This window comes from Bacteroides sp., assembly GCA_036351255.1.
Classification (GTDB): Bacteria; Bacteroidota; Bacteroidia; order Bacteroidales; family UBA7960; genus UBA7960.
Genome location: JAZBOS010000016.1, coordinates 38798 through 65103, shown reverse-complemented (window position 1 = coordinate 65103; position 26306 = coordinate 38798). Strand labels below are relative to the sequence as shown.

The window sequence follows — 26306 nt, the reverse complement described above, 5'->3', positions numbered from 1 at the left end:
AGGATGAAAATTTTTGGTTGTGAGCCTTAAGGTTGCTATAAATACCCGCTTGCTGTTGCCCGGAAAACTAGAGGGAATTGGCTGGTTTACTTACCAGACCTTTAAACGTATTGCCCTGAATCATCCCGAGGTGGAATTTCATTTCATCTTCGATCGGCCCTTCAACCAGGAATTTGTTTTTTCCGACAATATCAAGCCTGTGGTTTTGTTTCCCCAGGCCCGGCATCCAATCCTTTATTACCTCTTCTTTGAGAAAGCCTTGCCAGCCTACCTGAATAAGATTGGCCCTGACCTGTTTATTTCGCCTGACGGGATGTTGTCTCTAAGCTGGGAAGGCCCTCAGATACCTGTTTTTCACGATCTGAACTTTATTCACAACCCCGATTACCTGCCCTGGCTGAGCAGTAAATATTATCGTGCCCGCTTCCCACGTTTTGCCGAAAAGGCCTGCCGTGTAGCCACCGTTTCTGAATATTCAAGACAAGATATTGCCAACACCTTTGGTTATCCTCCCGAAAAAATTGATGTGGTGTATAACGGGGTTAACGAAGACTTTAAACCGGTAAGTGTAGCCGTTGCCGAAGAAACTCGCCGGCAATATACCGGAGGTTGTCCTTATTTTGTCTATGTGGGCTCGCTTCATAAGCGGAAGAATATTGACAATATGCTTCTGGCTTTCGATGCCTTTAAAAAGACAGACCGGGAAAACCACAAGATGGTGATCATCGGTGAACACATGTTTGGGTCTAATGGATTTCAAAAGGTGCTGAGCGCTATGTCCTATAAGGACGATATTATTTTTGTGGGCAGGCTTTATAAAGAACAACTGAGCAAGGTGGTAGCCTCTTCACAGGCCTTGCTGCTGGTTTCCTTTTTTGAAGGATTTGGCATTCCCATCATTGAAGCCATGCATTGCGAGGTCCCTGTAATCTCATCCAATGTTACCAGCATGCCCGAAGTGGCTGGCAATGCAGCCCTGCTTGTCGACCCACACGAAATTGGACAGATCAGCCGTGCAATGCAAGACATCGTTAGAGACCAGGTATTAAGGAGAACGCTGATTGAAAACGGCAAGTTGATTCGTGCCCGCTTTTCATGGGAAAAAACCGCCGAACGCATGTGGAATTGCATGTCGCATTGTTTCTGATATCCCTCTTTTAAATTTTTCTGGGTAAAGTTTTGGACTGTTCCGGGAGGTATTTTTCCGGCAATTTCTGATTTGTTTTTTCGTTTTGTAAAAGGCATTGTGAATGATATTACTTTTGCAATATATAGCCTTAACAACCTAAAATCAGATTATTATGAAAAGAATGATATTGCTTGCCTTTATGGCACTTATGCTTGCCTCTTGCGGTCAGAAAAGCCAGGAAGAAGTGGACCGCCTGCAGCAAGAGAACCTGGAACTGAAAGATCAGTTGGCCACCAAAGATGAAACTTTTAATGACTTCTTTGGGTCACTGAATGAAATTGAAGAAAACCTTGCCTTGATCAAGGAAAAAGAGAATATCATTTCAGAGGGAACTCAAAACGACCTCGAAGGGAATAGTGATATGATGGATCATATCAATGAAGATATCCGTATGATTGGTGAACTGATGGAGAAAAACCGACAGTTGATCAATCGGCTGAACCGGGATATCAGCAATTCCAACGTGAAGGTGGCCGAGTTTGAAAAGATGGTTACCCGCCTCAATGAACAAATTGATGAAAAAGAACTGGAGATTGGAAATCTTAAGGAGCAATTAGGACAGATGAACCTTCGGGTGGATTATTTATCGGCTACCGTCGACACCCTTCAGCAAGTCGCAAGCCAACGCGAACAGATCATTGAGGAGAAAATCTCTGAAATGAACACAGCCTTTTACACGATGGGCTCGCGTCGTGAACTAATTGACTGGGGCATTATTACCCGTGAAGGGGGCTTTCTAGGCATTGGAAGAACCAACAGGCTGAACTCCAGTTTTGACCATACCAATTTTACCCGGATCGATATAACCCAGACGCGTGAAATTACCGTAGCCGGACAAAACCCCATTTTTATTACTCCCCATCCTGAAGGAACCTGGGAATATAGAGTGGAGGATGAGGTTACTTATTTGGTGATTCTGGACCCAACCAAGTTCTGGAGTGCTTCCAAATACCTGGTCATCGAGATAGAATAGCGAGTTTAAAAGCCACTGAGCTTCATCGTTACGGTGGGAATTAGTAACAGGAATCCCAGGATCACTACGGTTACAATGAGTGGCCAAACCCATCGTACCCATTTGTCATAGGGAATCCGTGCCACACCTAAGACGGCAATCAATACGCCGGAGGTAGGCGTGATCATATTGGTAAATCCATCCCCAAACTGGAAAGCCATGACCGTTGCCTGACGTGAAATGCCTATCAGATCACTGAAAGGTGCCATGATCGGCATGGTAATGGCCGCTTTGGCAGAACCCGAAGGGATAACAATGTTGATCAGGGTTTGAATGACATACATCACCCCGATGGAAGCAATGTCGCCGAAGTTTACCATGGCTTTCGACATGCCGTACAGCAGCGTGTCAACAATCCCTCCATCCTCCAGGATAACAATAATACCACGGGCAAGACCTACAATAATGGCCGCTGAAAGGATGTCCTTCACTCCTTCCAGGAATTGTTTGGCAATAATATCGGCCGAAAAGTTATAGGCCATACCAGCTGCAATTCCCATGACAAAAAACAAGGTGGCGATTTCCATGATGTACCAGCCATAACCCATTACACCTACCATCAGGAAAAGAATGGTGTAACCCAGTAAGAGCAGGATAAAAAAGTGGACGGATTTACGCAGAGAGAGCACCCCTAGGATGGCAAAAACAATAGTAAGTGCCGGAATGATTAATAATGAAACGGTGGAGTTACCAATCTTAAGCCCCGTAACCGGATAAAGGAAAGAAAAGGCTGTCAAGGTAGCCAGGATCATGCCATAGACGATCCATGCCATCCTGGGTGTAAAATAGGTGATCTTCTCGTTATGTGCTCCATCCCGATTGCGCCAGTAGGCATCTCCCTCATACATGATTGAGAGCGAAGGCTTTTTCCGGATCCGGCTGACATAACGCAGCACAAAAAAGATCCCTACCAGGTTGATCACCACCCAGCAAAAGATCCGGTAACCCATCCCTGAAAACAGGGGAATCTCAGCTATGCCTTGTGCGATGCCTATGGTAAAAGGATTCAACACCGCCCCCGCAAAGCCCAGGTGGGCTGCAAGGTATACCATGGCCACCCCGGTGAAGGAATCATAGCCCATGGATATGGCAAGGGGGATGACAATAATCACAAAGGCAATGGTTTCTTCACTCATGCCGAAGATGGCCCCAAACAAGCTGAACATGATCATGATCAGGACAATGATCACATTGTCCACCACATTGCGGTGCATGATGTTCCGGCTTTCCAGCATCCGGGTAAAACGAAGGAAAGCAAAGATCCCCACATCAATGGCCTTGGTCTTATTCATGATCCAGAAGGCCCCGCCAATCATTAAAATGAAAATGATAATGCCTGACTGTTTCACAAACCCATTGAAAAGGGCTGAAAATACCTGCCATGTCTGTGGCTGGCTGGGGCTCTCAGGCTGAAAAGCATCCGGAAGGTCCTTTTCATAATAAAAGACCATTTCCTTTTTGTCAACACCATCCCGAACCACTTTCTGCTCAACATATTTTCCGGGGGGAATAAACCAGGTGAGCGCAGCGGCAAACAAGATGATGCCGAAAACGATTACATAGGTGTGGGGAACTTTCTTCAGCATAGGAATACCGAATTATTTGAGTGAAAATTTTTCGCCCGGCAAATAAATATCCAGTGTCAGGCCGGTGGCGCCCAGTTTTCCATTTATGTTATTTACTTTTTTCAAGGGATTGGCGTATACCATTACCTGCGAAAGTCCGATCACTTCAGCTGAATTACCCTTCACCAGCAGGGCTGTCGATTCATCGATGCCAATGCCCAGTAGGTCAGGATACTCAAGGATCGCTGAAAGCAGTCTATTGTGACGGCTGCGCCAAACAAAATGCTGATCCACAATCGCTGTATGAATAAGCCCCAAACCCGGCTCAAGTTCAAGGTTGTTTGATTCCAGGCTGCGGAAAGTGGGCCGGTAATCGGGATATTTCAATTCAGTGCCCGTAATCATTTTTCCGCTCATCAGGGCCGCGCCCGCACTGGTGCCGGCAATCAATGCCCCTGACAAATAAGCTTCATGGATAGCATCCGCAATTGGTGTGCCTCTCACAATATCCATGAACCGGTTCTGATCGCCTCCACTAATATAGATCAGGGACGCCTTTCTGAGGGAATCCAGACGAGCCTCACCAGGAATCATACCCGGCAAAAAATTGAACCCCACCACCGGGCTGACACCATTATCCAGAAATTGCTGGGCTGACCACAGGATAGCCGAATCGGGCTCACTGGAGGCCATGGGAAGAATGACCACATATCCTGTTTGATCCACCCCTGATTCGGTGACCATCCGCTGCACCATGGCATCCGGGCGACTGCCGCCACCTATAATAAACAAACTGCCCTTGGGGGCTTCAGAAACATCCTCATTCCCCGTTTCAGGCGATTGACAGGAAGCCATCAGAAAAAGAACCGAAAAAAATAATATCAGAATTCTCATGTCGTTGTGTTTTGGTTATGCGAAAATAAAAAAAAGCCAGCATTGCGCTGGCTTTTTAAAACCACAAATATCTTACTCAATTTTATAAACTTCCACCTCATCCACAAACATACGGTCCATGTCGGTGACTCCATAATGGCGAATGGCCACGTAAATGGTTTCCCCGGCATATGCTGAGAGATCAACGGTTCTTTCCAAAGCGGTCCATTGGGGCGTTTCTTCAGTGAAGGTTTCCTCGAAAAGCAGGGTGAAATTCTCCAGGGCATCATTGCCTGCTGAAACAAAAATACCATAATGTTCTTTTCGGTATCTGGGGGTAGATGCGGAAACCCCAACCGTATACCTGAAGGTGACAAGTGCGCCATCAGCAGTGGTGGTTAGGTCAATTTCTGGCAGAATCAGCCAGTTGTCAGGATTAAGGGCTGCGTCGTTTGAAGAATCGTAGGACTGGCTACGCATTTGTCCTAAACCATTTCTGACGGCAAAATACCAGTTAAAACCATCTCCGTCATTATCAATTGCTTGCCATCCTTCGGGAAGCCAGAATTCATCATTGTCGGGAACACCGTCTAAAAAGTCCTCAGCATAGACAACCTGTTTCCCAAGTGTTAAGGTAACGCTTTTGGTCAGGTTGTTGTAATGCAACTGATGGGCGCTGGTTATTTCAAGCCTGATTGTATACTGTCCCGATGTAGTGTATAAGATATAGGGATTTTCTTCGGTTGAGGTTTCCCCATTACCGAAATCCCAGGAATAGGATTCTGCCTCGATGGATTTATTGGTCAATTGCACCCCAAAAGACTCTTGCCCCGTGTCCTCGTCAATAAATACCTCAACTTCATAATCAAAGTCGGCTTGTGTACTTGGAAGGGGAACGTCAAATCCTTCATCCTCGCATGAGGAAAATAGCATGATCATAGTCATCATGATGGATCCTATCATGCCGTATGTTTTTCGTGTTTGCATAGCCATTCGTTTTTCTCGTTAGCAATTAATAACCCTCGTTTTGAAACATTCCCGGGTTGTCATTGGCCAGGATTTCGTTGAGTGGGATCGGAAAAAGGGTTTGGTTGATGTTGGTCACGTTTGGTAGAACATCCAAGGCCCTGCCGGTCCTTACCAGGTCGAACCATCGGTGCCCTTCAAAGGCAAACTCTTTCTGGCGCTGTGATTCCACTTCAAGCAGCAAAGCCGCATAATTTGAACTGGTGGTGGGAATCAGACCTGCCCTTTCCCTGATGGCGTTAATATCAGCGCGTATGGCCTCCAGATCGCCTTGCAACAGGATCTCCGCTTCGGCACGGATCAGATGCATCTCGGCGAGCCGAAGCACATAAATATTATCGGTGCCGGTCTCAATGTCTGAATATTTATACACATAAGGATTTGCACCATAATATTCAATAGAGATGTCTTTACGGACATCGTCAGGCGCAAAGGAGTTCAGGTAAAACTCGGTGGGGGCAAACTCGTAACGTCCGCTAAGAGAGGTGTAAAAGAAATACTGTGCCATGCGATTCCAGTCCTGTTCATTGAAATCAATCTCAAAAATCGACTCACGGTTTGCAACCCCTGAAAACAAAATACTGTAATCCGGTTCAATCTCAAGATTGGGATTGTCGATCACTGCGCTTGCATTTTCCTTTGCAGTCGTCAGGAAGGTCTGATCGCTGGTCAGGTAGTACTGGTGTAAGGCAACCCTGGCCTTTAATCCCCGGGCAGCAACACTGGAAGCCCTTCCTGTAATAATTTCCGATGCAAGATGGCTAATGGCAAAATCCAGGTCGGTGTTGATCTGGCTTAGAACTACCTCAATGGACTCCCTGGGTTTATTGAGACTTTCTTCATCTCCCGAAGCGGGTTCTGTTCTCAGTGGTATGGGACCGTAAAGCCGCATAAGGTCGTAATGCCCTAATGCCCTAAGGAAATATAACTCAGCGAGGGCCGCATTTTTCTCAGCATCGCTCATGGATTCAATACCTGGAATCTGTGCGACCACATTATTAACCCGGTTCAGTAGGTCATAAATGGAGGCCCAAACCCCTTCTACCAGCCCATTGTCAGCCAGGATGGAATTATTGTCCAATTCGGCATAACTGATAGTCACCCCGGAAAACCTTAGATTATCGGCAAGAAGGTCGCCAAAAACGAAATAGTGTAAACCATAGTAACTGCCACTTTGCATCGCATCGTAACAGCCGATGATGCCCCGCTCCACTTCTTCGGCATTGGTGATGGCCTGATCGGCCGGAATGGAATGGTTTGGGTCAACGTTCAACACGTCGCAACCCGGGAAAACCATTACAAAAATTGATATCAGGAAAATGATACGTTTCATTGTTTTCATGTTTTATAATCCCAAATTAATACCAATAGAAAAAGTCCTGGCCTGGGGATAGGTGAAGAAATCGGTTCCCCTTAACAGGTTGCTGTCACCAGTATAGTTCACTTCGGGATCCATACCCGAATAATTGGTAAAAGTCAGCAGATTCTGTGCAGATAAAAAGATTCTGGTGCTTCTTAATTTCAGTCTTTCTGCCAGTCGCTGGTTCAGAAGATAGGAGAAGGTCAGGTTTTTTATCCTCAGGTAGGAGCCATCTTCAACAAAGCGCGAAGAAATGCGGTTGTTGTTGTTTGGGTCGTTCTCGGTGGCCCTTGGAATATCTGTAATATCCCCGGGCTGACGCCAGCGCCTCAGGATGGCTGTGCTTTGGTTGTCAGCGCCTTTCATGGCCTCTATGAATACCCGGTTCGCGTTGAAAATATCATTGCCATAAGAGAACTGCAGGAACAAACTCAGCTCAAACTGCTTATAAGTTAAATTGTTGGTAAAGCCTCCGGTGAATTTTGGATTGGGGTCCCCGATTTTGACGCGGTCCTCAGCATTAATTATTCCATCACCATTAACGTCATCAAACACGATATCGCCGGTGGAGGGGTCTACGCCAAGGCTCCTGTACCCGAAAAATATACTCATGGGCTCACCTACCATGACAATGCTTGGGCTGTAGCGGTCAAGGTTGTCAAGTGGCTGGTTTTTGTAAAGCGAAAGGATCTTATTCCGGTTGCGGCTGATGTTTAAGCGTGAATCCCATTCAAACGCTTCGGTTCGCACATTGACAGTTGTCAGTGATAGTTCAATTCCACGGTTTTCCAGCTCTCCAATATTGGTGGTGATAGAATAGAAACCAGAGGTCATGGAAACCGGCCGGTCGAACAAGAGGTCCTTTGTCCGGTTGTGATAATAGTCCACTGCCAGGCTAATCCGCTCATCCAAAACGGCCAGATCAAGTCCGACATTGATCTGGGCTGTTGTTTCCCATTTCAAATCAGGATTTGGAAGCTGTGATGGCACAATGCCTGCTCCTCCCAGATAATTGGCACCGCCTCCATATAAATTCAGATAGGCAAAATCCGGGATGCCATCATTACCGGTAAGGCCATAACTGGCCCTCATTCTGAATTCGTCAAAGATATCGTTGAGTGGCTGAAAAAAGGACTCTTCAGTAACCCTCCAGGCCAGGGAGACGGCCGGGAAAAAACCATATTTGTTGTTCTCACCAAATTTGGTTGAACCGTCATACCTTCCACTCAGCGTAACAATGTAACGATAGTCGTAGTTGTATTTTACTTGCCCGAAATATGAGCTCATGCCCCGATTCACTGCTCTCGCATAAGAGGATGTAATCGTAGCTGCTTCGGCAAGGTATTCAAAAAATGGCCCCGGAAAATCCACGCCACGGGCGTATTGGTTGCGCCGCTGAAATATCTCGAATGAATAACCAGCTAGTGCTTCCAGATTATGAAGACCCTTGAACGAATTGCTGTACCGCAACAGGTTGTTTGATACAATATTTAATACATTGTTCTGACCTGCAATGCCAATCCCGTTTGAACGGGCTCCCTGCCGGGTCGTTGGTGGATCAAAGCTGTGTTCACGAAGGCTCAAATAGTCAAAACCCCACTTTGTACTTACCGTAAGATGTTTTAAAAAGGTTATGTCAACAAAGGCATTTCCAAGGGTTCTGAATGAATGGGCCTCGTTGATGGCTTCCTTGCCAATGGCTACCGGGTTGGCATAGGGGCCGTCTTCATTGTATGTGTCGTCTTCATTATAAACGGGGTGAATGGGAGGCATGGTCAGGGCGTTGGGCAAAACCCCGTTCAATGAGCGGTCGCCCTCTACCCGGTTGTTCAGGGAATAACTTGCCCCGAAACTTGCCCCCAGTTTCACGTGTTCATTCATGGTGTGATCCAGGTTAAGCCGCCCGTTCAAACGCTGGTAATCAGTACCCAGCAGGACGCCTTCCTGGTTGTAATAGTTTCCTGAAATGAAAAACCGTGTGGAAGCGTCGCCTCCGCTGGCCGAAAACTCATAGCTGCTCATCGGAGCCACCCTGAATACCTTATCAAGCCAGTCTACGTCGACAGGATTGCCAGGATCGGGCTGAGTACCTTTATATTCATGCCACTGCTCGGCATTGATCATTTCCTGCACTTCGACAACTTCCTGGATGCCACTGCTTGCATTGAAGGTGATGTTGGTACGCTGCTTACTACCACGGCGGGTGGTGATAAGGATGACCCCATTGGTGGCCCTTGCCCCGTAAATGGCAGCTGCCGAAGCATCTTTCAGAACAGTGATAGATTCAATGTCGCTGGGGTTGATGTCGGAAAGGGCATTGATGCCCTGCCCCGAGAATCCAACCTGCCCATAGTTTCCGGTGATCATGGGGATGCCATCGATGACGTATAAAGGTTGGTTGCCGGCTGTAATGGAGCTGTTACCCCGAATCCTTACCGTGGTTGCCGAACCAGGGGTCCCCGAGTTCTGGCTGATTTGCACCCCTGCCGAACGGCCCTGAAGCACCCCATCAATGGTACGCAGCGGGACATCGCGGATTTCCGTTTCACTTACCACACCCAATGATCCCGATACCAGGCGGCTCGACTCAGTACCATATCCCACTACAATAACTTCACCCAGACGGGCAACATCGAGTTCCATCCCCACATCAATCTGGATCTGCCCCATAATCGGAATTTCTGTAGTAACCATGCCTACATACGAAAATACCAGGGTATCGTTGGCATTGGCTTCGACCCGGTATCTTCCATTGATATCGGAAGTGGTCCCCTGGCTAGTGTTTTTTACCATGACCGTGACGCCGGGAAGGGAAATGTTGTTCTCCATCACCGAGGTTACTGTTCCCGTTACCGTGATCCTTTGCCCGAAAGCTAAAGCAGGTAATAAAAACAGCATCAAAAGAAGTAAAGATCTTCGGTTCATAAATGCTGGTTTTGGTTGGTTTGAATAATATTGCTGAAATCAGGATGAATTTAATTCAGGCGAAACCTATCCTGTCTTTAATTTATCCGTAAAGGAAAACCCACTGTCAGGGCACTGGTTATGGTTTTTGTTGAAAGTCAGGCAAAGGAATGCACATATACCAGACTATTATTAGGACAATATTAATAAAAAATTTTATAAATAGCTTTTTTGAATCAGAAAAAATATTTTTCACTTAATTTTTTTTAAATGATTGAACAGAAAAACAGCATAAAACCTTCAACGCCGGAATACCAGGAATTGTGTTATTTTTGTAGCCCAAATAGCACAGGTAAATTGGCAAAAACATTGAAATGAAAATGCAAGGACTGAAAAGACAAAGAATTTTTGATTTGTTGAAGGGAAATGCCAACCATCTGATCGGCCAGGAAGTGAACGTCAAAGGCTGGGTCAGGACCCGGCGCGGCAATAAAAACGTGAATTTTATTGCGCTCAACGATGGTTCCATCATACATAATATCCAGGTTGTTGTGGATGTTCAGACATTTAACAATGACGAGCTGTTGAGGCAGGTTAATACCGGATCGTGTATTTCGGTCAATGGACGTCTGATGGAATCCCAGGGCAAGGGTCAATCGCTCGAGATCATCGCCAGCGAAATTGAATTGTATGGTGGTGCTGATCCCGAAAAATATCCCTTGCAGAAGAAGGGGCATACCCTTGAGTTTTTACGCGAGATCGCCCACCTGCGCCCCCGCACCAATACTTTTGGCGCCATCTTTCGCATTCGTCACGCCCTGGCTTTTGCCATTCACAAATACTTCAACGACCGTGGCTTTTATTATCTTCACACCCCCATCATTACTGGTTCGGATGCTGAAGGGGCAGGTGCCATGTTCAGGGTAACCACCCTCGACCTTGACAACCTGCCACGGACGCCGGAAGGGAAGATCGAATTCTCTCAGGATTTTTTTGGGAAGGAAACAAACCTGACCGTTTCAGGACAACTGGAAGGCGAGCTCGGCGCCCTTGCACTTTCAAGCATTTATACCTTCGGACCAACCTTCAGGGCCGAAAACTCAAATACAACCCGCCACCTGGCCGAGTTCTGGATGATAGAACCCGAAATGGCCTTTTACGACATTAAGGATAACATGGATCTGGCTGAGGATTTCCTCAAGTATCTGATCCGCTATTTGCTCGAAAACTGCCCCGATGACTTGGAGTTCCTGCAAAAAATGTATGACAATGAATTAATCGAACGGCTCAACTTTGTCATCAACAACACTTTTGAACGCCTGACCTATACCAAAGCGATTGAGATTCTGATGTCCTCGGGTCATCCATTCGAGTTCCCGGTAAGCTGGGGTGTTGACCTGCAGGCCGAGCATGAGCGCTTCCTGGTGGAGAAACATTTTAAGAAGCCGGTTATTCTCACGGATTATCCAAAAGAGATCAAGGCTTTTTATATGAAACTTAATGACGATGGGAAAACCGTTCGAGCCATGGATGTGCTCTTTCCCAAGATCGGTGAGATCATCGGTGGTTCTCAGCGCGAAGAGGATTACGACAAATTGTATGGAAAAATTAAGGAAATGGGTATTCATGAGCAGGATGTGTGGTGGTATCTGGATACCCGGAAGTTTGGCACCGCTCCGCACAGCGGTTTTGGGCTGGGATTTGAACGTCTGATGCTGTTTGTGACCGGTATGGGAAACATCCGTGATGTCATCCCATTTCCGAGAACGCCCCAGAATGCAGAATTTTAAACCTCCGTTTGCTTTGAAATAGAATTTTTTTTAATTTGGTTTACGTTATAGTATCATAAAGGGTTTTTCAACGGCCCTGTGTTCGTGAGAAATATTAAATGAAGTTGTTCCATGCTTAAACAGAGACTTCAACAAAAGCTGTTGCAAAAGCTGTCTCCCCAGCAGATTCAGCTCATGAAGCTTTTGCAGGTGCCTACCGTTTTGCTCGAACAGCGGATAAAGCAGGAAATCGAAGAAAATCCTGCGCTTGAGGAAGGCCCCGATGATGCCGAAGAAATCGAAGATCAGTTTGATGATTTTGATGAATCTTTGGATGGGGCGGATGACGATATGGGTAAAGATGAACCCGAACGCAATCAGGATGATGAGTTTGACCTGAGCGACTATATCGACGATGACGAAATCCCAGCCTACCGTCTGAATGCCCAAAACACCAGCGCCGACGATGAACACAGGGAGATCCCTTTTGCTTCAGGAACCAGCTTTCAGGAGCTTTTGCTGGCTCAGCTTGGCCTGCGAAAACTCAATGAGAGGGAACAACTGATTGCAACCCATATCATAGGGAATATTGATGAATCGGGATATTTGCAGCGCGATATTCATTCGCTGATTGATGACCTGGCATTCAACCAGAATATCAAGAGCAATTTTAAGGAAGTGTTAGGCCTGATCAGGGTGATTCAGCAATTTGATCCTCCTGGCGTAGGTGCCCGCGACCTCCAGGAATGTCTTTTGCTGCAAATCCGGCGTAAAACCCCACGAACCCCCACCGTGGTTAATGCTACCCTCTTGCTCGAAAAGAACTTCAATGATTTCACCAAAAAGCATTTTGATAAGATTCAGAAAAAGCACAACTTCAGTGATGATGAACTCAAAGAGGCCATCGATGAGATTCTGAAGCTCAATCCCAAACCGGGTAACTCCCTGAGCGACTCCGGCAAAGCTTCGCAGTATATTGTGCCCGACTTCTATATCACCGTCAGCGATGAGGAAATAGAACTATCTCTGAATTCCCGCAATGCCCCGGACCTGCGCATCAATCGCACCTATTCTGAGATGCTCGAGACCATGGCCGAATCAAAAGGAAAGGTCGACTCAAGACAGAAGGAAGCGCTGTTGTTTGTCAAGCAGAAACTCGACAGCGCAAAGTGGTTCATTGATGCCATCCGCCAACGGCAGAATACCTTACTGGTCACGATGGAAGCCATTCTCAAATACCAGAAGGAATATTTCCTGACCGGGGATGAGACGAAACTGCGACCCATGATCCTGAAGGACATTGCCGATATCGTCAAACTCGACATTTCCACAATTTCCAGGGTGGCCAACAGCAAATATGTTCAGACCCCCTATGGTACCTTCCTCCTGAAAACCTTTTTCTCTGAGTCGATGCAGAATGAATCGGGAGAAGAGGTGTCCACCCGCGAGGTGAAAAAGATCCTGCAGGATTGTGTGGAAGCCGAAGACAAAAATAAGCCGGTCACCGACGAAGAATTGGCTGCCATTTTAAAGAACAGGGGTTACAACATTGCACGCCGTACGGTGGCCAAGTACCGCGAGCAACTGGATATTCCCGTGGCCAGGTTGCGAAAGGAACTTTCCTGATGAAGATCGAAACCCCTGTTGCCCGTTTTCTTTCCGTGGTCCTGCATCCCCTGATCATCCCTACCCTGGGACTGATCATTCTTTTTCAGCTGAACACCTATCTTTCCTACAGCCTGACACCCAAAGCCAAGGGAATGATCCTCCTGATCTTGTTCATCAATACGGCCGTAGCTCCGGTATTATCCATCCTGTTGCTGAAAAAGACCGGGATGATCCGCGACATCCTGCTCGATGAGCGCAGCGAACGAATGGTGCCGCTCTTGCTCTCGGCCATTTATTTCTTTATCACCTATTACCTCCTGCGAAAAATTGCCCTGCCCTCCCTTCTGTATTTTTATGTGATTGGGGCCACCATTCTCATCCTGCTAACCCTCATCATCACTTACCGCTGGAAAATCAGTATTCATATGGTATCCATGGGTGGTTTAACGGGCTTCCTGATCAGCCTGGCCATGCTGCTCCACCTCAATATTGACTGGCTGATCATTGCCGCATTCCTGGCCTCAGGATTGCTGGGTACTGCACGCGTAAAACTCAACGCCCACAAATTATCCCAGGTGTTTGCGGGATACATTATGGGCATTGGCGTAATGCTGATGCTTTTCTTTTATCTCAGATCCTAGAAAACGATAAAGGTGAGTCCCACTGAGACTGGTTTCATCCCTTGTCCGGCAGCAAAATTATCCTTGAAAATTTCCGTAAGAGGCAGATAACCAAACAAATTTATTCGGCCGTATCCAACCCTTGCTGTGACTCCCACTTGGAACTTTTCCAGATTGCCTAGTTTGCTTTCCTTGGTTTTCCATTCTGAGGGCGGTGGACTTCCTACCACACCTTCCTCAATTTTTAAGTGGGTCTTGGTATGGGCATTGATCAAATAGCCTAAACGAAGTCCTGCATAGATACGGAAGGTTTTGGGCAGGTTGTAGTTGCGGTAACGGAACTCAAAAGGGGCACTCAAATAATTCAGGCTCAGCTTATTTTTTTTAATTTCATAAAATTCTTCATCAATTTTGTGAAAATCATAGGTGCCGGGTTGCGGCCAGGCCGAAGACCAGGACATAGGGGTGAATTCATATACAAAATTGCTGTAAAGATTATGACTGCTTATCCCCAGTCCGGCTGCCACGCTGAAGGGGGAAGCCCCCAGTTTGAAGTCCTGCATCATGCTGATGCTGATTCCGCGGTTAATGGTGTTCATATCCATTTCTTCAGGAGCATTGCTCCAGATGTCGGTGAAAAGGTCCACCATAAACCGGTCTGCAGTTCCGGAAATATATTCCTCTGGAATCTCCGGCATGTCTTCCTGGGCAAATAAAAGCCCGCCCGAAAGGATCAAGGCTGAAAAAACAATTAAAATTCGTTTCATATTGATTGCTGTTTTAATGGTTCAAGGTGCCTGTTTGTGAAATATCTTGAAATTTCTTGATTCCGGTGTATTTTCAAAATATAAAGTTAAGGAAAATTTGTGGATTTTCCTTCAAGGAAGGTTAACGGCAAATACAATGCTTTTTTGTCCTGTTATCCAGAAATTTTATTTTTCCTCTTTTTCAAGGTACTTTTCAAAGGAGGCCAGGTAAACCATTTTTTCATTGTTTTTCTTTCCCAGGGCAAGCAGGGTCATGTATTGCCCCCTGATTTCCTCTAGGCTGTGTTTCAGGTTGGCCTCAAGGGCAGCCTGCATGGTCTGGTTAAATGATTTTTTAAGCAAGGGTACCACCAGGAATGCAGGCAGCCGGAATAACCAGAACGGGAAAGCCCCGTTCACCTTTATGCCCGAACGCTGAACAATGCCATTGACCTCGCGGATGGCTTGTATGGCTTGCCCAAGCAGTTTCTTGTCCTCAGCAAACAAGCGGAAATTACCGGCTTTGAGCACCGGGCCCAGGATGGCTGCCTGCCAGGCAAAATCTCCCCGTATCCACGATTCGATGGCGTGCAGTTGCCGCGGCTGCATTCCAGCCAATTCCATCATTTTCCTCGTGTCCAGCAGACGCTGACTTACTTTGCCATCCGGCTCCCCCAGAAAAGTATTGCTGTTCCCGAAAAAATAGCAGTTGATGCCATCCAGGGTTTTCGCTCCCAGCACCATTCCCGGAAAACCAAAGAAATATTTATCCTTTGGAAGGGTCTCTTCAATCCATTCGTTTTCCTGCCAGAAGTGCCCCAGGAACAAAATGTCAGCCTTGCCGGAATATTTTGCCAGATAGGGAACCGCATCCCTGAGCTGGTAATTTTTTACCGAAACAATGATCAGGTCATATCCTTCTTCAGGATTCAGGCGGTCAACAATCCTGGGCCGGAACACGGTTTTTTTGTATTCCTTTTCTTTGCCTCTCAGATCCGTACAGCTAATGTTAATCCCCGAATTGCTGTATCTCACCACCCGTTGTTTTCTCACCAGCAGGCTCACATCATAACCCGCTTCCCACAACTGCCAGCCATAAGCGGTCCCAATCACACCCGCACCAAATATCAGGATCTTCATACAGGATTGCCTTGAAAATATGCTCAAAATTACAAACACTTCGTCATGTGAGCTCAATTTTTTTGACGAATGATGCTCGCTCCGGCTCGATTTATTAATTTTACGTTCTATCCTTTTTGAGCATGAGCCAGGATATTCTTAAAACCTCCATTGAATACCTCAAGGGTGTTGGTCCCAGGCGTGGTGAATTGCTTCGGCAGGAAGCCGGCATCTTTACCTTTGGCGACCTGCTCGAGTTTTTCCCATTCCGCTATGTCGATCGCAGCAAATTCTATAAGGTCAGCGAGATCCGCGAAGACTTTCCTTATGTGCAACTCAGGGGCAATATTTCCAATATTGAACTGCATGGTGCCCGCCGTGCTACCCGTATGACTGCCACCTTTACCGACGAGTCAGGAACCCTTGACCTGGTCTGGTTCAATGGCATCAAATGGCTTAAAAATGCCTTTAAACCCAATGTTGAATACATTGTTTTCGGAAAACCCAGCGTATTTAACCGCCAGTTTAATATCGTTCATCCGGAAGTAGAGCCGGTAAGCCCGGGTGCCATCAACCAGGAATCGGCCATGCAACCAGTCTATAATTCCTCCGAGAAACTGCGTTCACAGGGTCTTGACTCCCGTGGCATTGGCAAACTGATCCGTACCCTGCTGCCTGTAGTCATCGACCACGTCAATGAAACCCTGCCCACCGCCATGCTTGAGGCAATAAAACTTCCCGGCCGCAAAACGACTCTGTCCGACATACACTTCCCTGCCGACCCCAATGCCCTGAAAAAAGCCATTGCCCGCCTGAAATTCGAAGAACTGTTTTATATTCAGCTCAACTTGCTCAGGCATAAACTGCTTCGCAGCGAAAAAAGCGGGGGTCATGTTTTTAAGCAGATCGGCCAATATTTCAACGGATTTTTCTACGAATGCCTTTCGTTTGAACTGACCGGCGCCCAGAAACGGGTGCTCAAGGAAATTCGTGGCGATACCCTTACGGGAAACCAGATGAACCGGCTGTTGCAGGGGGATGTGGGCAGCGGTAAGACCGTGGTCGCCCTAATGAGCATGCTGATGGCCCTCGACAACGGATTTCAGGCCTGCCTGATGGCTCCTACCGAGATCCTTGCATTCCAGCATTACGAATCTGTGTCGAATATGCTGGCCCCCCTGGGCATCCATGTTGGATTGCTCACCGGCTCTACCCGCTCGGCCCAGCGGCGGGGCTTACTGAAAGCCCTTAAAGAAGGCGAGCTGCAGATCATCATCGGCACCCACGCCCTCATTGAGGATGTGGTGGAGTTTGATAAGCTGGGACTGGTGGTGATCGACGAACAGCACCGTTTCGGAGTGGCCCAGCGTGCCAAACTCTGGTCGAAAGGGCATAAGCCTCCTCACATCCTTGTAATGACCGCCACACCCATCCCACGCACCCTGGCCATGACCCTCTATGGTGACCTCGATGTTTCAGTGATCGACGAATTGCCTCCGGGGCGCAAACCCGTCAAAACCATTCACCAATACGATAGCAATCGCCTGAAGGTATTCGGGTTTATGCGCGAACAGATTCAGCAGGGAAGACAAATTTACGTTGTTTACCCCTTGATAAAAGAGTCAGAAACACTTGACCTGAAGGATCTTACGGATGGCTATGAAAGCATTTCACGCGAATTCCCGCTCCCACAGTATGCCGTAAGCATTGTCCACGGGCAAATGAAACCGGCTGACAAGGATTTTGAGATGCAGCGTTTTGTGCAGGGCAAGACCCACATCATGGTAGCCACCACCGTGATTGAAGTGGGTATCGATGTGCCCAACGCCTCGGTGATGATCATTGAAAGCGCTGAGCGATTTGGTTTGTCGCAGCTTCATCAGCTCAGGGGGAGGGTAGGCCGCGGCGCCGAACAGAGCTATTGCATCCTGATGAGCGGACAAAAACTGAGCAATGAAGCCCGCAAGCGCATCGAGGTGATGGTACGCTCAAACGATGGCTTCGAAATTGCCGAAATGGACCTGAGGTTGCGGGGCCCCGGCGACATCCAGGGCACCCAGCAAAGCGGGATCCTCGAACTGAAAATGGCTGACCTGGCCAGGGATGAAGCCATCCTTAAATTTGCCCGCGACAAGGCCCGTGAATTGCTGGCCGACGACCCCCACCTCGAAAAACCCGCCCACCAGATGGTGGCCAGGCGCCTCAGGGCCCTCTATCACGACAAGTTATTCTGGAGCCGCATTAGTTAAAAGCCAGTCTTGTTTCCTGCTGGATTGAGTAAGGGACCATGGCCATGGTTAATACGGAGAATAGACGGAGTTTATACGGTTTAAACCGTATAAACTCCGAGGATGGTATGAGCCTGTAAGGTCGATGGTAATAAAGGAATAGAACCCCAAGGCAAGGTTTTCTGATCTGGGAAATAAGGGTAAAAAAAAGAGACAGCCACCTTTAGCCGGGGCTGTCTCCCAAAAGATCTTGCTTCGTTCGCTTAGTTCAATACGAAACGAATGGGCATGTTAAACTGTACCCTAACCGGTTGGCCTCTCTGGCGACCGGGGTTCCAGCGCGGCATGTTCTGTACGACGCGAACGGCTTCTTCATCGCAGCCGCCGCCGATACCACGCAGTACGCGTACGTCGGTAACCGAGCCATCGCGTTCAACCACAAAGGTTACGAACACGGTTCCCTGAATCCCTGCCTCACGGGCCATTTGGGGGTAACGCAGGTTTTCCTGGAGATAGCGGATACGTGCTTCTTCACCACCCGGATAGCTGGGTTGGTCTTCAACCACGGTAAAGATTACGTCTTCCGCGATTTCTTCTTCCTCCTGAACCACCACAACCGGAGTAAATTCTTTCACCTCGGTATTAACGGTTGCTTCAACGTCGATGCTGAATTCTTCATCAATTTCGACGTCGTCTTCCACAATGATCAGCTCGGTGGAGGCTTCAGGTGGTGGAGGCGGGGGAGGGGTTTCCTGGCGTGTGATGGGAATATCCTCCTCCTCAATAAAGTCCATCTCAAGCGTACCTAAGTCGTACACTTGCCTTTCGTAGGTTTTCCATTCAAAAGCCACCAGAACACCCAAAAGCGCTACTGCCAGACCAATCTGGAGAAAAATGCGCTTTTTGTTTTCGAGGTCGGCTTTCGGTGTTTTTTTTGCTTCCATATGTGCTCCTTGGTTTTTGGCAGGCGCCTGTAAAGGTGAATTCTACTTTTTCAAAAGCGACTGCTAATATACAAATAATTTGAAAATACTTTCCCTGCTTTCGAAATTCCACCTTCAAATAAAAATTTTTGAAGGTTTCCTCACGATCCACTTCAATAGCAAAACACCAAAAACTGTTCCAAACACATCAGCGATGACATCAAAATAGTTTCCATGGCGTCCGCTTAAACAAAAATGCTGCAAAAGTTCGGTCAGGATTCCATAGACAAGGCCGAATGCAACGGCAATCATCGCAGGGTTTTGTTGAAAAAAGCTCCCGGGTTTTTGTTTTCGAAATCCTGCAAAAAGCAACAAACCCCATCCTGCAAAAAGGGCCACATGCACCAGTTTGTCAAAATGGGGCAGGCTGAAGAGTCCCGTTCTGGGAATATTGCCGGGAGGCAGGCTGATGGCCAATAAAATCAGCAAGCCCCAGGCCAGGGCAGGTAAAAGAAATTTGAAAGCCATCACAGCTTGGCTATTCCAATGCCGGAAGAAAAGATTATTCGCCGACGAGTTCCTTGTACTGGGAAACTGTGAGCAGGTCATCCTTCTGGGCGGGATCGGAAATCTTAACTTTGATGATCCAGCCTTCGCCATAAGGATCCTTGTTAACAACATCGGGGTTTGATTCCAGGGCTTCGTTAAACTCGGTAATTTCACCTGAAACGGGCATAAAAAGATCGGAAACGGTCTTAACGGCTTCAATGGTGCCGAAGGTGTCTTCCTGGTCAAGCGTTTCGCCCACGGTGTCGACTTCAACATAAACGATATCGCCAAGCTCTTTTTGCGCAAAGTCGGTAATACCTACCACGGCAGTTTCGCCTTCAATCTTGATCCATTCGTGATCTTTGGTGTACAGTAAATTTTCCGGAAAATTCATATCCAATATTTTTTTAGTGAATGAATGGGGACAACGCCTACAGGGGCCAAAAATACAACCTTTTTTTTTACAAAAAAAGGATTTTGACAGGCGGAAAAATATTGTCAGTCAGAGGAGGGAGCCATTACAGCAAACCCAGTTCAAGCATGGCTGCTTCCGACATCATGTCTTTATTCCACTCGGGTTCAAAAACCAGGTCGACATTGACCTCTTTAATGCCCTCCACCCGCAGCACGGCATCTTTCACATCCCTTGGAATCTCATCGGCAACGGGGCAGTTGGGGTTGGTAAGGGTCATTTTGATGTATGTCGAATCGTCCTCATTGACCCTGATTTCATAAACCAGGCCAAGGTCGTAAATATTTACCGGGATTTCGGGGTCGAAAACGCTTTTCAGTGCGTCAACGACCTTGGTTTCTTTTTCAAGGAAATTCATGCTTAATTTTGTTTTGTCCTGGTTATTTTCCCTGTGCCTGTGTTTTAAAGGCCAGGGCATATAATTTCATCTGCTTGACCATGCTTGCCAAGCCATTGGAACGCGTGGGCGATAGGTGCTGATGAAGGCCGATGCGGTCAATGAATTCGAGTTTTGCATCGATGATGTCCTGGGGTGGCTGGCCGGATAGTACCCGGATCAGCAATCCGATAATCCCCTTGGTTATGAGGGCATCGCTGCTAGCACTGAAAAACACCTTCCCGTCCTTATAGGAGGCATGAAGCCATACCTGCGACTGGCATCCCTGGATAAGATATTTATCCTTTTTGTACTCGGGCTCAATGACCGGAATGGATCTGCCCGATTCAATGATATAATTGTATTTTTCAAGCCAGTCGGTAAACATCTCAAATTCTGAAATGATCTCTTCTTCCTTTTCTTTAATCGTCATGATCAGATAGATTTTGATTACAAAATAAGCGATTCAGGGCTGGTTATTCCTTGAAAAGCTCTTTTTTTTCCATTTCGCTGAGTTCAAGGTCTGCACCCATTTTGAAGTGGCTGGGACGGCTAATGATGAAATACAGCAGGATAATTGCCACCAACAGCATCAGGTCTGTATCGCCTGTGATTAAAAAAAACAAACAGGCCATGATGCCTGTACCTTCCGTCAGGGCAAAGCGAACCGTCAGGGCAGCCTGGTACCTGGCCATTTTCTCAGCGAGACTCAAATCGCTGCCAATTTTTCGGATCATTCGCTGTGGAAACCCTTGGGCAATGGGTATAATCACCACGGTAAACACAATCACGATCAGTTTCAGGATCTGTTCCATCAGCGGATCTTCCTCGATGAGCGGCCCCGTCTTGCTAACCAGGAGGGATACGATCAGCAGGAAAATGACCATGCTGAAAAAAAATACCCCGTATACCAGGTTGATATTTTTGTAGGCTTTCTTGGGAACCGTATTTTCCATGGTGTAGTTTTTCAAAGGATTGGCACGGGTGAATCCGGGGATTTTTCTTTTCTGGCCCTCATTTTAATCAGGCAAATAAGGTCCTTACTTTTTGCAGTCCATCCATCAGCAAATCAATTTCCAGGAGGGAATTATACATGGCAAATGAAACCCTGACGGTGCCGGGGATTTGGAAGAAGTCCATGACCGGCTGGGCGCAGTGATGGCCGGTACGAACCGCAATGCCCATTTGGTCGAGAATGATCCCGGTATCGTATGGATGGATGTCGTCGAAGATAAAAGAGATAACGCTGGTCTTGCGTTCGCTGGTGCCAATAAAACGAATGTTCGGCAGGGTTGACAACTGCTGCATGGCATATTGCATCAACTGTTCTTCATACACCGAAATGACATCGTGCCTGAGGTAGGAAACAAATCGCAGGGCGGCTTCCAGACCCAGCACATCGCCCACATTTGGGGTACCCGCTTCAAACTTATAGGGCAGTTCGTTGTAAGTGGTTCCGGTAAAACGCACTTCTTTGATCATTTCGCCTCCGCCCTGGTAGGGGGGCATTTGCTCGAGCCATTCTTCCTTCCCGAATAAAACGCCAACCCCCATGGGCCCGTATAGCTTATGCCCGGAGAAGCAATAAAAATCGCAGTCGAGTTTTTGAACATCGACTTTCATATGCGGCACCGCTTGTGCCCCGTCGATCAGCACCGGGATTCCCTTTTGGTGTGCCTGGCTGATGATCTCTTCAATGGGGTTAATGGTTCCCAGGGCATTGCTCACGTGCGAAACGGCCACCAGCCGTGTCTTTTCGGTCAGGAGCCCCGTCAGCGTTTCCATTAGCAGTTCACCGTGCTCGTTCATGGGTATCACTTTGAGGGTGGCACCCTTTTGCTCGCAGGCCAATTGCCAGGGGACGATGTTTGAATGATGTTCCATGGCCGAGATTAGAATCTCGTCGCCTTCCTTCAGGAACTTCTGGCTGAAGGAGCTCGCTACCAGGTTGATGGATTCAGTGGTGCCCCGGGTGAAAATGATTTCCCGGCTGAAAGCCGCATTCAGGTATAGTCTGACGGTTTCCCGGGCTTCTTCATAAGCTTCTGTCGCCTGCACGCTTAAATAATGGGCACCCCTGTGGATGTTGCTGTTCTCCTTGTAATAATAATCCATCAATCGCTCGACAACTGCTTTGGGTTTTTGCGTGGTGGCTGCATTGTCGAGATACACCAGTGGTTTCCCGTTGACTGTTTGGTTCAGCACAGGAAACTCCCTTCGCAATTGTTCTACATTAATGCTCATAAAAACCTCAGATTTTACTCATGTCAATGTTAAAGGTGGCCGGGCCCTTGTCGCTGCAGTGCAGCACACACTGGTCGCAGATGGAGAGCTCACCCTTGAGGCGTTTCTCAACCATATTGCTTATCCTTTGCCGGAGGGGCTCAATGGAGATCTTCTGAACCACTTCATCGGCAAATGCCAGCATCAGCAATTGACGTGCGGCGTGTTCGCCGATCCCTCTTGAACGCAGGTAAAACATAGCATCCGGGTCAAGCTGTCCAACGGTGGCTCCGTGGCTGCATTTTACGTCATCGGCATAAATCTCCAGGTGGGGCTGGGTGTTTACCTTGGCGTCATCGGTAAGCAGCAGGTTCTTGTTGTTTTGATAGGCCAGTGTTTTCTGGGCCTCTCGCTCCACCAGGATGCGCCCGCTGAAAATTGCCCGGGCCTGATCATCGAGGATGCCCTTATACAACTGGTTGCTGAAGCAATTGGGCGAGGCGTGGTCAATGAAAACCTGGTTGTCTATGTGCTGGTTGCGGTCCGTCAGGTATAAACCATTCAGGTCGGCATGCCCTTCCTCTTCCTTCAGTAGCACATCCACATTGTTGCGTATGAAACTTCCGTTCAGGGTTATGATATTGCTGTTGACTTTGCTTTCCTTCTCCAGGTGGAAAAAAGTGGAAGTAAACAGCGCTGAATTCCTCCCCTTGTTCTGGATCTTGTAATGGTCTACTTCGGCCTGAGGGTGGGCGAATATTTCAAGAACAGTATTGGTAAAGCTGGGGTTATGGGTCAGCGAGTGGTCACAATGTACCAAGGTAACTTTTGCGCCCTTTTCAACAATGGTGAGATGCCGGGGTTGCAAAAATACAGGAGTGGGTGAATTGACAATGTTGATCAGCTGGATGGGCTTTTCCACTTTTACGCCCTCGGGTACATAAATAAAAAGACCATCCTGGATAAAGGCGGTATTCAGTGCCGTAAGCCCTGATTTTCCGGGGAGGGCGGCTTTGCCGAGGTATTTGTCGATGATTTCGGGGTAAACCTCCATGGCCTTGGCCAGGCTGCCAATAACTGTGCCGTTTGACAGGCGTGTCAGCGGAGCGTTTTTATATACAAACCAGCCATTAAGCAAGGTTACGCTGAAAGTATCCAGGTCGTAGACATCGCAGGTAAAGATCTTTTCAATTTCAAAGGGGCGGCTTTGATTGCTGAAGTCGAAAGCAAAGTCTGTTTCAAGCAGGGGAGTAATATCCGAGAAACGCCAGTTTTCCATTTTGGGATGTGGAAATCCCTGGCGTTCGAATTCAGCCAGCCCCTCCTCCCGCAGGCGGTTCACTCCCGCAGTGGCTTGGCCCTTGATGGAAGGCAGATGCTGGTAGAAGAGCGAAAGCAGCCGTTCCTTTAATGGCAGGGTATTGATGCTGGTAGTCATGGTTTCCTGAGTAATTTAGTGAATAAAACGCAGTGGGTCGCGGGGCATGTTCTATCTGGCCGCGGTTTCGCTGGCTTCCTTCTTGACCCACTCATACCCTTTGCTTTCCAGCTCCAGGGCCAGTTCCTTCCCGCCGCTTTTCACAATACGTCCATCAAAAAGTACGTGCACAAAATCAGGAATGATATAATCAAGCAGCCGTTGATAGTGGGTGATGACGATGGTGGCATTTTCGCTGGTGCGAAGCTTGTTGACCCCGTTGGCCACTACCTTCAGGGCATCGATGTCGAGTCCAGAGTCGGTCTCATCGAGGATGGCCAGCCTGGGTTCGAGCAAGGCCATCTGGAAGATTTCGTTCTTTTTCTTTTCCCCGCCTGAGAAGCCTTCGTTTACCGAACGGTTGGTCAGCTTGGAATGAATCTCCACGAGGTTTTTCTTTTCTTCCATCAGCTTGAGGAACTCCGCACCGCTAAGTGGTTCCAGTTCCAGGTACTTGCGTTTCTCGTTGAGGGCGGTGCGCATAAAATTGGCCATGCTGACCCCCGGAATTTCCACGGGATACTGGAAGCCAAGAAATATCCCCTCGCGGGCCCTGATCTCGGGTGCCATTTCAAAGAGGTTTTTCCCGCGGTAAGTGATTTCGCCGCGATCGACATCAAACATTTCGCGACCTGCAATGACCGAGGCCAGCGTACTCTTGCCTGTGCCGTTGGGGCCCATAATGGCATGTACTTCACCAGGGTTCACATCGAGGTTAAATCCGTCGAGGATTGTTTTTCCATTAATGGATACGGATAAATCTTTAATATGTAACATAGTGGGTTATTTTCAAAATAAGGTTCAGATCAATTATCCAACACTTCCTTCGAGGCTGATAGAAAGCAATTTTTGTGCTTCAACGGCAAACTCCATGGGCAGCTTGCTGAGCACTTCCTTGGCATAGCCGTTGACAATGAGCCCAATGGCACTCTCCATATCGATACCGCGTTGCAGGCAGTAAAACAGCTGGTCTTCCGATATTTTGCTGGTAGTGGCTTCGTGCTCGACAATGGAAGAGCGGTTGCCTACCTCGATATAGGGGAAGGTATGTGCTCCGCATTTATCCCCAAGCAAGAGGGAATCGCACTGTGAGAAGTTACGTGCATTCTCGGCGCGCCGGGTGGTTTTCACCAGGCCCCGGTAGCTGTTATTGCTATGCCCGGCCGAGATGCCCTTGCTAATGATGGTGCTGCGGGTATTTTTCCCCAGGTGGATCATCTTGGTGCCGGTATCGGCCTGTTGGTGGTTGTTGGTTACAGCCACCGAGTAGAACTCGCCTGACGAGTTATTGCCCCGCAGGATCAGGCTGGGATATTTCCAGGTGATGGCTGAGCCGGTCTCTACTTGTGTCCAGCTGATCTTTGAGTTTTCGCCTTCACAGATGCCTCGTTTGGTGACAAAGTTATACACCCCGCCCTTGCCGTCCTTGTTGCCTGGCCACCAGTTCTGTACGGTAGAATATTTGACCTCGGCATCCTTGTGGGCGATGATTTCCACGATGGCGGCGTGCAGCTGATTCTCGTCGCGGATGGGGGCCGTACAGCCTTCCATATAGCTCACATAGCTGCCTTCTTCGGCCACAATGAGGGTACGTTCAAACTGCCCGGTATTGGCTGCATTGATGCGGAAATAGGTCGAAAGTTCCATGGGGCACCGTACACCCTTAGGAATGTAAACAAAAGAACCGTCGCTGAATACCGCTGAGTTGAGTGCCGCAAAGAAATTGTCGGTGTAGGGAACCACCGTGCCCATATACTTCTTCACCAGCTCAGGATATTCACGGATGGCTTCGCTGAAAGAGCAAAAAATAATGCCCTTTTCTGCCAGGGTGGACCGGAAGGTGGTAGCTACTGATACACTGTCCATCACCGCATCAACGGCTACCCCAGCAAGCATCTTTTGCTCCTCGAGGGGAATGCCTAGTTTTTCAAAGGTCTTTAGCAAATCGGGGTCTACTTCATCCAGGCTTTGCAGCTGTTCTTTTTTTCGCGGGGCTGCATAATAAATGATATCCTGGTAATCAATGGGCGGATATTCCACGTGCGCCCAGTTCGGCTCTTTCAGCGTTTTCCAGTGGCGAAACGCCTTGAGCCGGATATCGAGCATAAATTCAGGTTCATTTTTTTTGGCTGAAATGAAACGAATGGTCTCTTCGGTAAGCCCCCTGGGCGCCTGATCCATTTCAATATCCGTGTAGAACCCATACTTATATTCACTACCGGTTACCTCGTCAAGAATATCGTTGTTTTTATCTTCCATTCAAAAGA

General features: G+C 47.8%; 23 protein-coding genes. 6 read left to right on the top strand and 17 right to left on the bottom strand.

Annotation, left to right across the window (positions count from 1 at the left end; all coding sequences use genetic code 11):
• Positions 1–19: 19 nt before the first annotated feature.
• Positions 20–1147, top strand: coding sequence for a glycosyltransferase family 1 protein (locus tag V2I46_01340; protein MEE4176131.1), 1128 nt, complete (start codon positions 20–22; stop codon positions 1145–1147).
• Between the two features lie 154 nt (positions 1148–1301).
• Positions 1302–2162, top strand: a complete 861-nt coding sequence (locus tag V2I46_01335; GenBank protein ID MEE4176130.1) for a hypothetical protein — start codon at positions 1302–1304, stop codon at positions 2160–2162.
• A gap of 5 nt (positions 2163–2167) precedes the next feature.
• Here the strand turns inward: V2I46_01335 and V2I46_01330 are convergent, their stop codons facing one another.
• The 5 genes from V2I46_01330 to V2I46_01310 all read right to left on the bottom strand — a co-directional run bounded on the left by V2I46_01330 (position 2168) and on the right by V2I46_01310 (position 9950).
• Positions 2168–3787, bottom strand: a complete 1620-nt coding sequence (locus V2I46_01330) for an AbgT family transporter (protein MEE4176129.1) — start codon at positions 3785–3787, stop codon at positions 2168–2170.
• A 12-nt stretch (positions 3788–3799) separates the two neighbouring features.
• Entirely contained in the window at positions 3800–4660 is an 861-nt protein-coding gene (locus tag V2I46_01325; GenBank protein ID MEE4176128.1) for a cyanophycinase, read from the bottom strand.
• Between the two features lie 72 nt (positions 4661–4732).
• Entirely contained in the window at positions 4733–5626 is an 894-nt protein-coding gene (locus V2I46_01320) for a choice-of-anchor J domain-containing protein (protein ID MEE4176127.1), read from the bottom strand.
• Positions 5627–5651: 25 nt separating this feature from the next.
• Entirely contained in the window at positions 5652–6998 is a 1347-nt protein-coding gene (locus V2I46_01315) for a RagB/SusD family nutrient uptake outer membrane protein (GenBank protein MEE4176126.1), read from the bottom strand.
• Positions 6999–7010: 12 nt separating this feature from the next.
• A complete protein-coding gene (locus V2I46_01310; GenBank protein ID MEE4176125.1) occupies positions 7011–9950 on the bottom strand; it encodes a TonB-dependent receptor in 2940 nt (979 codons plus the stop codon).
• A 359-nt stretch (positions 9951–10309) separates the two neighbouring features.
• Between V2I46_01310 and asnS the strand changes: the two genes are divergently transcribed.
• The 3 genes from asnS (at position 10310) to V2I46_01295 (ending at position 13947) form a co-directional block, all read left to right on the top strand.
• On the top strand, positions 10310–11719 hold the full coding sequence (asnS, locus tag V2I46_01305; GenBank protein MEE4176124.1) for an asparagine--tRNA ligase: 1410 nt from the start codon (positions 10310–10312) through the stop codon (positions 11717–11719).
• 111 nt (positions 11720–11830) lie between these two features.
• The gene (gene rpoN / locus V2I46_01300) at positions 11831–13324 is read left to right on the top strand and encodes an RNA polymerase factor sigma-54 (protein MEE4176123.1); all 1494 of its coding nucleotides are present in this window, start codon (positions 11831–11833) and stop codon (positions 13322–13324) included.
• The gene (locus V2I46_01295; GenBank protein MEE4176122.1) at positions 13324–13947 is read left to right on the top strand and encodes a hypothetical protein; all 624 of its coding nucleotides are present in this window, start codon (positions 13324–13326) and stop codon (positions 13945–13947) included. Before rpoN ends, V2I46_01295 begins: the two co-directional genes overlap by 1 nt.
• Here the strand turns inward: V2I46_01295 and V2I46_01290 are convergent.
• Positions 13944–14693 carry an outer membrane beta-barrel protein gene (locus V2I46_01290; protein ID MEE4176121.1) on the bottom strand — a complete coding sequence of 250 codons (750 nt, stop codon included), beginning with the start codon at positions 14691–14693 and terminating at the stop codon, positions 13944–13946. The genes V2I46_01295 and V2I46_01290 overlap by 4 nt on opposite strands.
• 165 nt (positions 14694–14858) lie before the next feature.
• Positions 14859–15812, bottom strand: coding sequence for a 2-dehydropantoate 2-reductase N-terminal domain-containing protein (locus V2I46_01285; GenBank protein MEE4176120.1), 954 nt, complete (start codon positions 15810–15812; stop codon positions 14859–14861).
• A 122-nt stretch (positions 15813–15934) separates the two neighbouring features.
• Between V2I46_01285 and recG the strand changes: the two genes are divergently transcribed.
• Positions 15935–18040: an ATP-dependent DNA helicase RecG gene (recG, locus tag V2I46_01280; GenBank protein MEE4176119.1), complete on the top strand. Its 2106-nt coding sequence runs from the start codon at positions 15935–15937 to the stop codon at positions 18038–18040.
• Positions 18041–18282: 242 nt separating this feature from the next.
• On the opposite strand, the gene V2I46_01275 is transcribed toward recG, so the two are convergent.
• The 10 genes from V2I46_01275 to sufB all read right to left on the bottom strand — a co-directional run bounded on the left by V2I46_01275 (position 18283) and on the right by sufB (position 26298).
• The gene (locus V2I46_01275) at positions 18283–18963 is read right to left on the bottom strand and encodes an energy transducer TonB (protein ID MEE4176118.1); all 681 of its coding nucleotides are present in this window, start codon (positions 18961–18963) and stop codon (positions 18283–18285) included.
• Between the two features lie 114 nt (positions 18964–19077).
• Positions 19078–19470 (bottom strand): VanZ family protein, encoded by a 393-nt coding sequence (locus V2I46_01270; protein MEE4176117.1) that lies wholly within the window; start codon positions 19468–19470, stop codon positions 19078–19080.
• 34 nt (positions 19471–19504) lie between these two features.
• Positions 19505–19885 carry a glycine cleavage system protein GcvH gene (gcvH, locus tag V2I46_01265; GenBank protein ID MEE4176116.1) on the bottom strand — a complete coding sequence of 127 codons (381 nt, stop codon included), beginning with the start codon at positions 19883–19885 and terminating at the stop codon, positions 19505–19507.
• A gap of 124 nt (positions 19886–20009) precedes the next feature.
• A complete protein-coding gene (locus V2I46_01260; GenBank protein ID MEE4176115.1) occupies positions 20010–20321 on the bottom strand; it encodes an iron-sulfur cluster assembly protein in 312 nt (103 codons plus the stop codon).
• Between the two features lie 22 nt (positions 20322–20343).
• Positions 20344–20772 (bottom strand): SufE family protein, encoded by a 429-nt coding sequence (locus V2I46_01255; GenBank protein MEE4176114.1) that lies wholly within the window; start codon positions 20770–20772, stop codon positions 20344–20346.
• A gap of 43 nt (positions 20773–20815) precedes the next feature.
• Complete coding sequence (locus tag V2I46_01250; protein ID MEE4176113.1) at positions 20816–21295, bottom strand: hypothetical protein; 480 nt, start codon at positions 21293–21295, stop codon at positions 20816–20818.
• 67 nt (positions 21296–21362) lie between these two features.
• Positions 21363–22577 carry a cysteine desulfurase gene (locus V2I46_01245; protein MEE4176112.1) on the bottom strand — a complete coding sequence of 405 codons (1215 nt, stop codon included), beginning with the start codon at positions 22575–22577 and terminating at the stop codon, positions 21363–21365.
• Between the two features lie 13 nt (positions 22578–22590).
• Entirely contained in the window at positions 22591–24000 is a 1410-nt protein-coding gene (sufD, locus tag V2I46_01240) for a Fe-S cluster assembly protein SufD (GenBank protein MEE4176111.1), read from the bottom strand.
• Positions 24001–24051: 51 nt separating this feature from the next.
• Positions 24052–24816, bottom strand: a complete 765-nt coding sequence (sufC, locus tag V2I46_01235; GenBank protein MEE4176110.1) for a Fe-S cluster assembly ATPase SufC — start codon at positions 24814–24816, stop codon at positions 24052–24054.
• Between the two features lie 33 nt (positions 24817–24849).
• On the bottom strand, positions 24850–26298 hold the full coding sequence (sufB, locus tag V2I46_01230; protein ID MEE4176109.1) for a Fe-S cluster assembly protein SufB: 1449 nt from the start codon (positions 26296–26298) through the stop codon (positions 24850–24852).
• Between the last annotated feature and the right edge of the window lie 8 nt (positions 26299–26306).

Bases quoted from the DNA above. Each gene is read 5' to 3' on its own strand.
- gcvH (MEE4176116.1), bottom strand. From the start codon at position 19,885: ATGAATTTTCCGGAAAATTTACTGTACACCAAAGATCACGAATGGATC.
- V2I46_01270 (MEE4176117.1), bottom strand. From the start codon at position 19,470: ATGGCTTTCAAATTTCTTTTACCTGCCCTGGCCTGGGGCTTGCTGATT.
- V2I46_01330 (MEE4176129.1), bottom strand. From the start codon at position 3,787: ATGCTGAAGAAAGTTCCCCACACCTATGTAATCGTTTTCGGCATCATC.
- V2I46_01285 (MEE4176120.1), bottom strand. From the start codon at position 15,812: ATGAAGATCCTGATATTTGGTGCGGGTGTGATTGGGACCGCTTATGGC.
- rpoN (MEE4176123.1), top strand. From the start codon at position 11,831: ATGCTTAAACAGAGACTTCAACAAAAGCTGTTGCAAAAGCTGTCTCCC.
- V2I46_01255 (MEE4176114.1), bottom strand. From the start codon at position 20,772: ATGACGATTAAAGAAAAGGAAGAAGAGATCATTTCAGAATTTGAGATG.
- V2I46_01335 (MEE4176130.1), top strand. From the start codon at position 1,302: ATGAAAAGAATGATATTGCTTGCCTTTATGGCACTTATGCTTGCCTCT.
- sufC (MEE4176110.1), bottom strand. From the start codon at position 24,816: ATGTTACATATTAAAGATTTATCCGTATCCATTAATGGAAAAACAATC.
- sufD (MEE4176111.1), bottom strand. From the start codon at position 24,000: ATGACTACCAGCATCAATACCCTGCCATTAAAGGAACGGCTGCTTTCG.
- V2I46_01325 (MEE4176128.1), bottom strand. From the start codon at position 4,660: ATGAGAATTCTGATATTATTTTTTTCGGTTCTTTTTCTGATGGCTTCC.
- V2I46_01260 (MEE4176115.1), bottom strand. From the start codon at position 20,321: ATGAATTTCCTTGAAAAAGAAACCAAGGTCGTTGACGCACTGAAAAGC.
- V2I46_01320 (MEE4176127.1), bottom strand. From the start codon at position 5,626: ATGCAAACACGAAAAACATACGGCATGATAGGATCCATCATGATGACT.
- V2I46_01290 (MEE4176121.1), bottom strand. From the start codon at position 14,693: ATGAAACGAATTTTAATTGTTTTTTCAGCCTTGATCCTTTCGGGCGGG.
- recG (MEE4176119.1), top strand. From the start codon at position 15,935: ATGAGCCAGGATATTCTTAAAACCTCCATTGAATACCTCAAGGGTGTT.
- V2I46_01315 (MEE4176126.1), bottom strand. From the start codon at position 6,998: ATGAAACGTATCATTTTCCTGATATCAATTTTTGTAATGGTTTTCCCG.
- V2I46_01250 (MEE4176113.1), bottom strand. From the start codon at position 21,295: ATGGAAAATACGGTTCCCAAGAAAGCCTACAAAAATATCAACCTGGTA.
- V2I46_01295 (MEE4176122.1), top strand. From the start codon at position 13,324: ATGAAGATCGAAACCCCTGTTGCCCGTTTTCTTTCCGTGGTCCTGCAT.
- V2I46_01275 (MEE4176118.1), bottom strand. From the start codon at position 18,963: ATGGAAGCAAAAAAAACACCGAAAGCCGACCTCGAAAACAAAAAGCGC.
- V2I46_01310 (MEE4176125.1), bottom strand. From the start codon at position 9,950: ATGAACCGAAGATCTTTACTTCTTTTGATGCTGTTTTTATTACCTGCT.
- sufB (MEE4176109.1), bottom strand. From the start codon at position 26,298: ATGGAAGATAAAAACAACGATATTCTTGACGAGGTAACCGGTAGTGAA.
- asnS (MEE4176124.1), top strand. From the start codon at position 10,310: ATGCAAGGACTGAAAAGACAAAGAATTTTTGATTTGTTGAAGGGAAAT.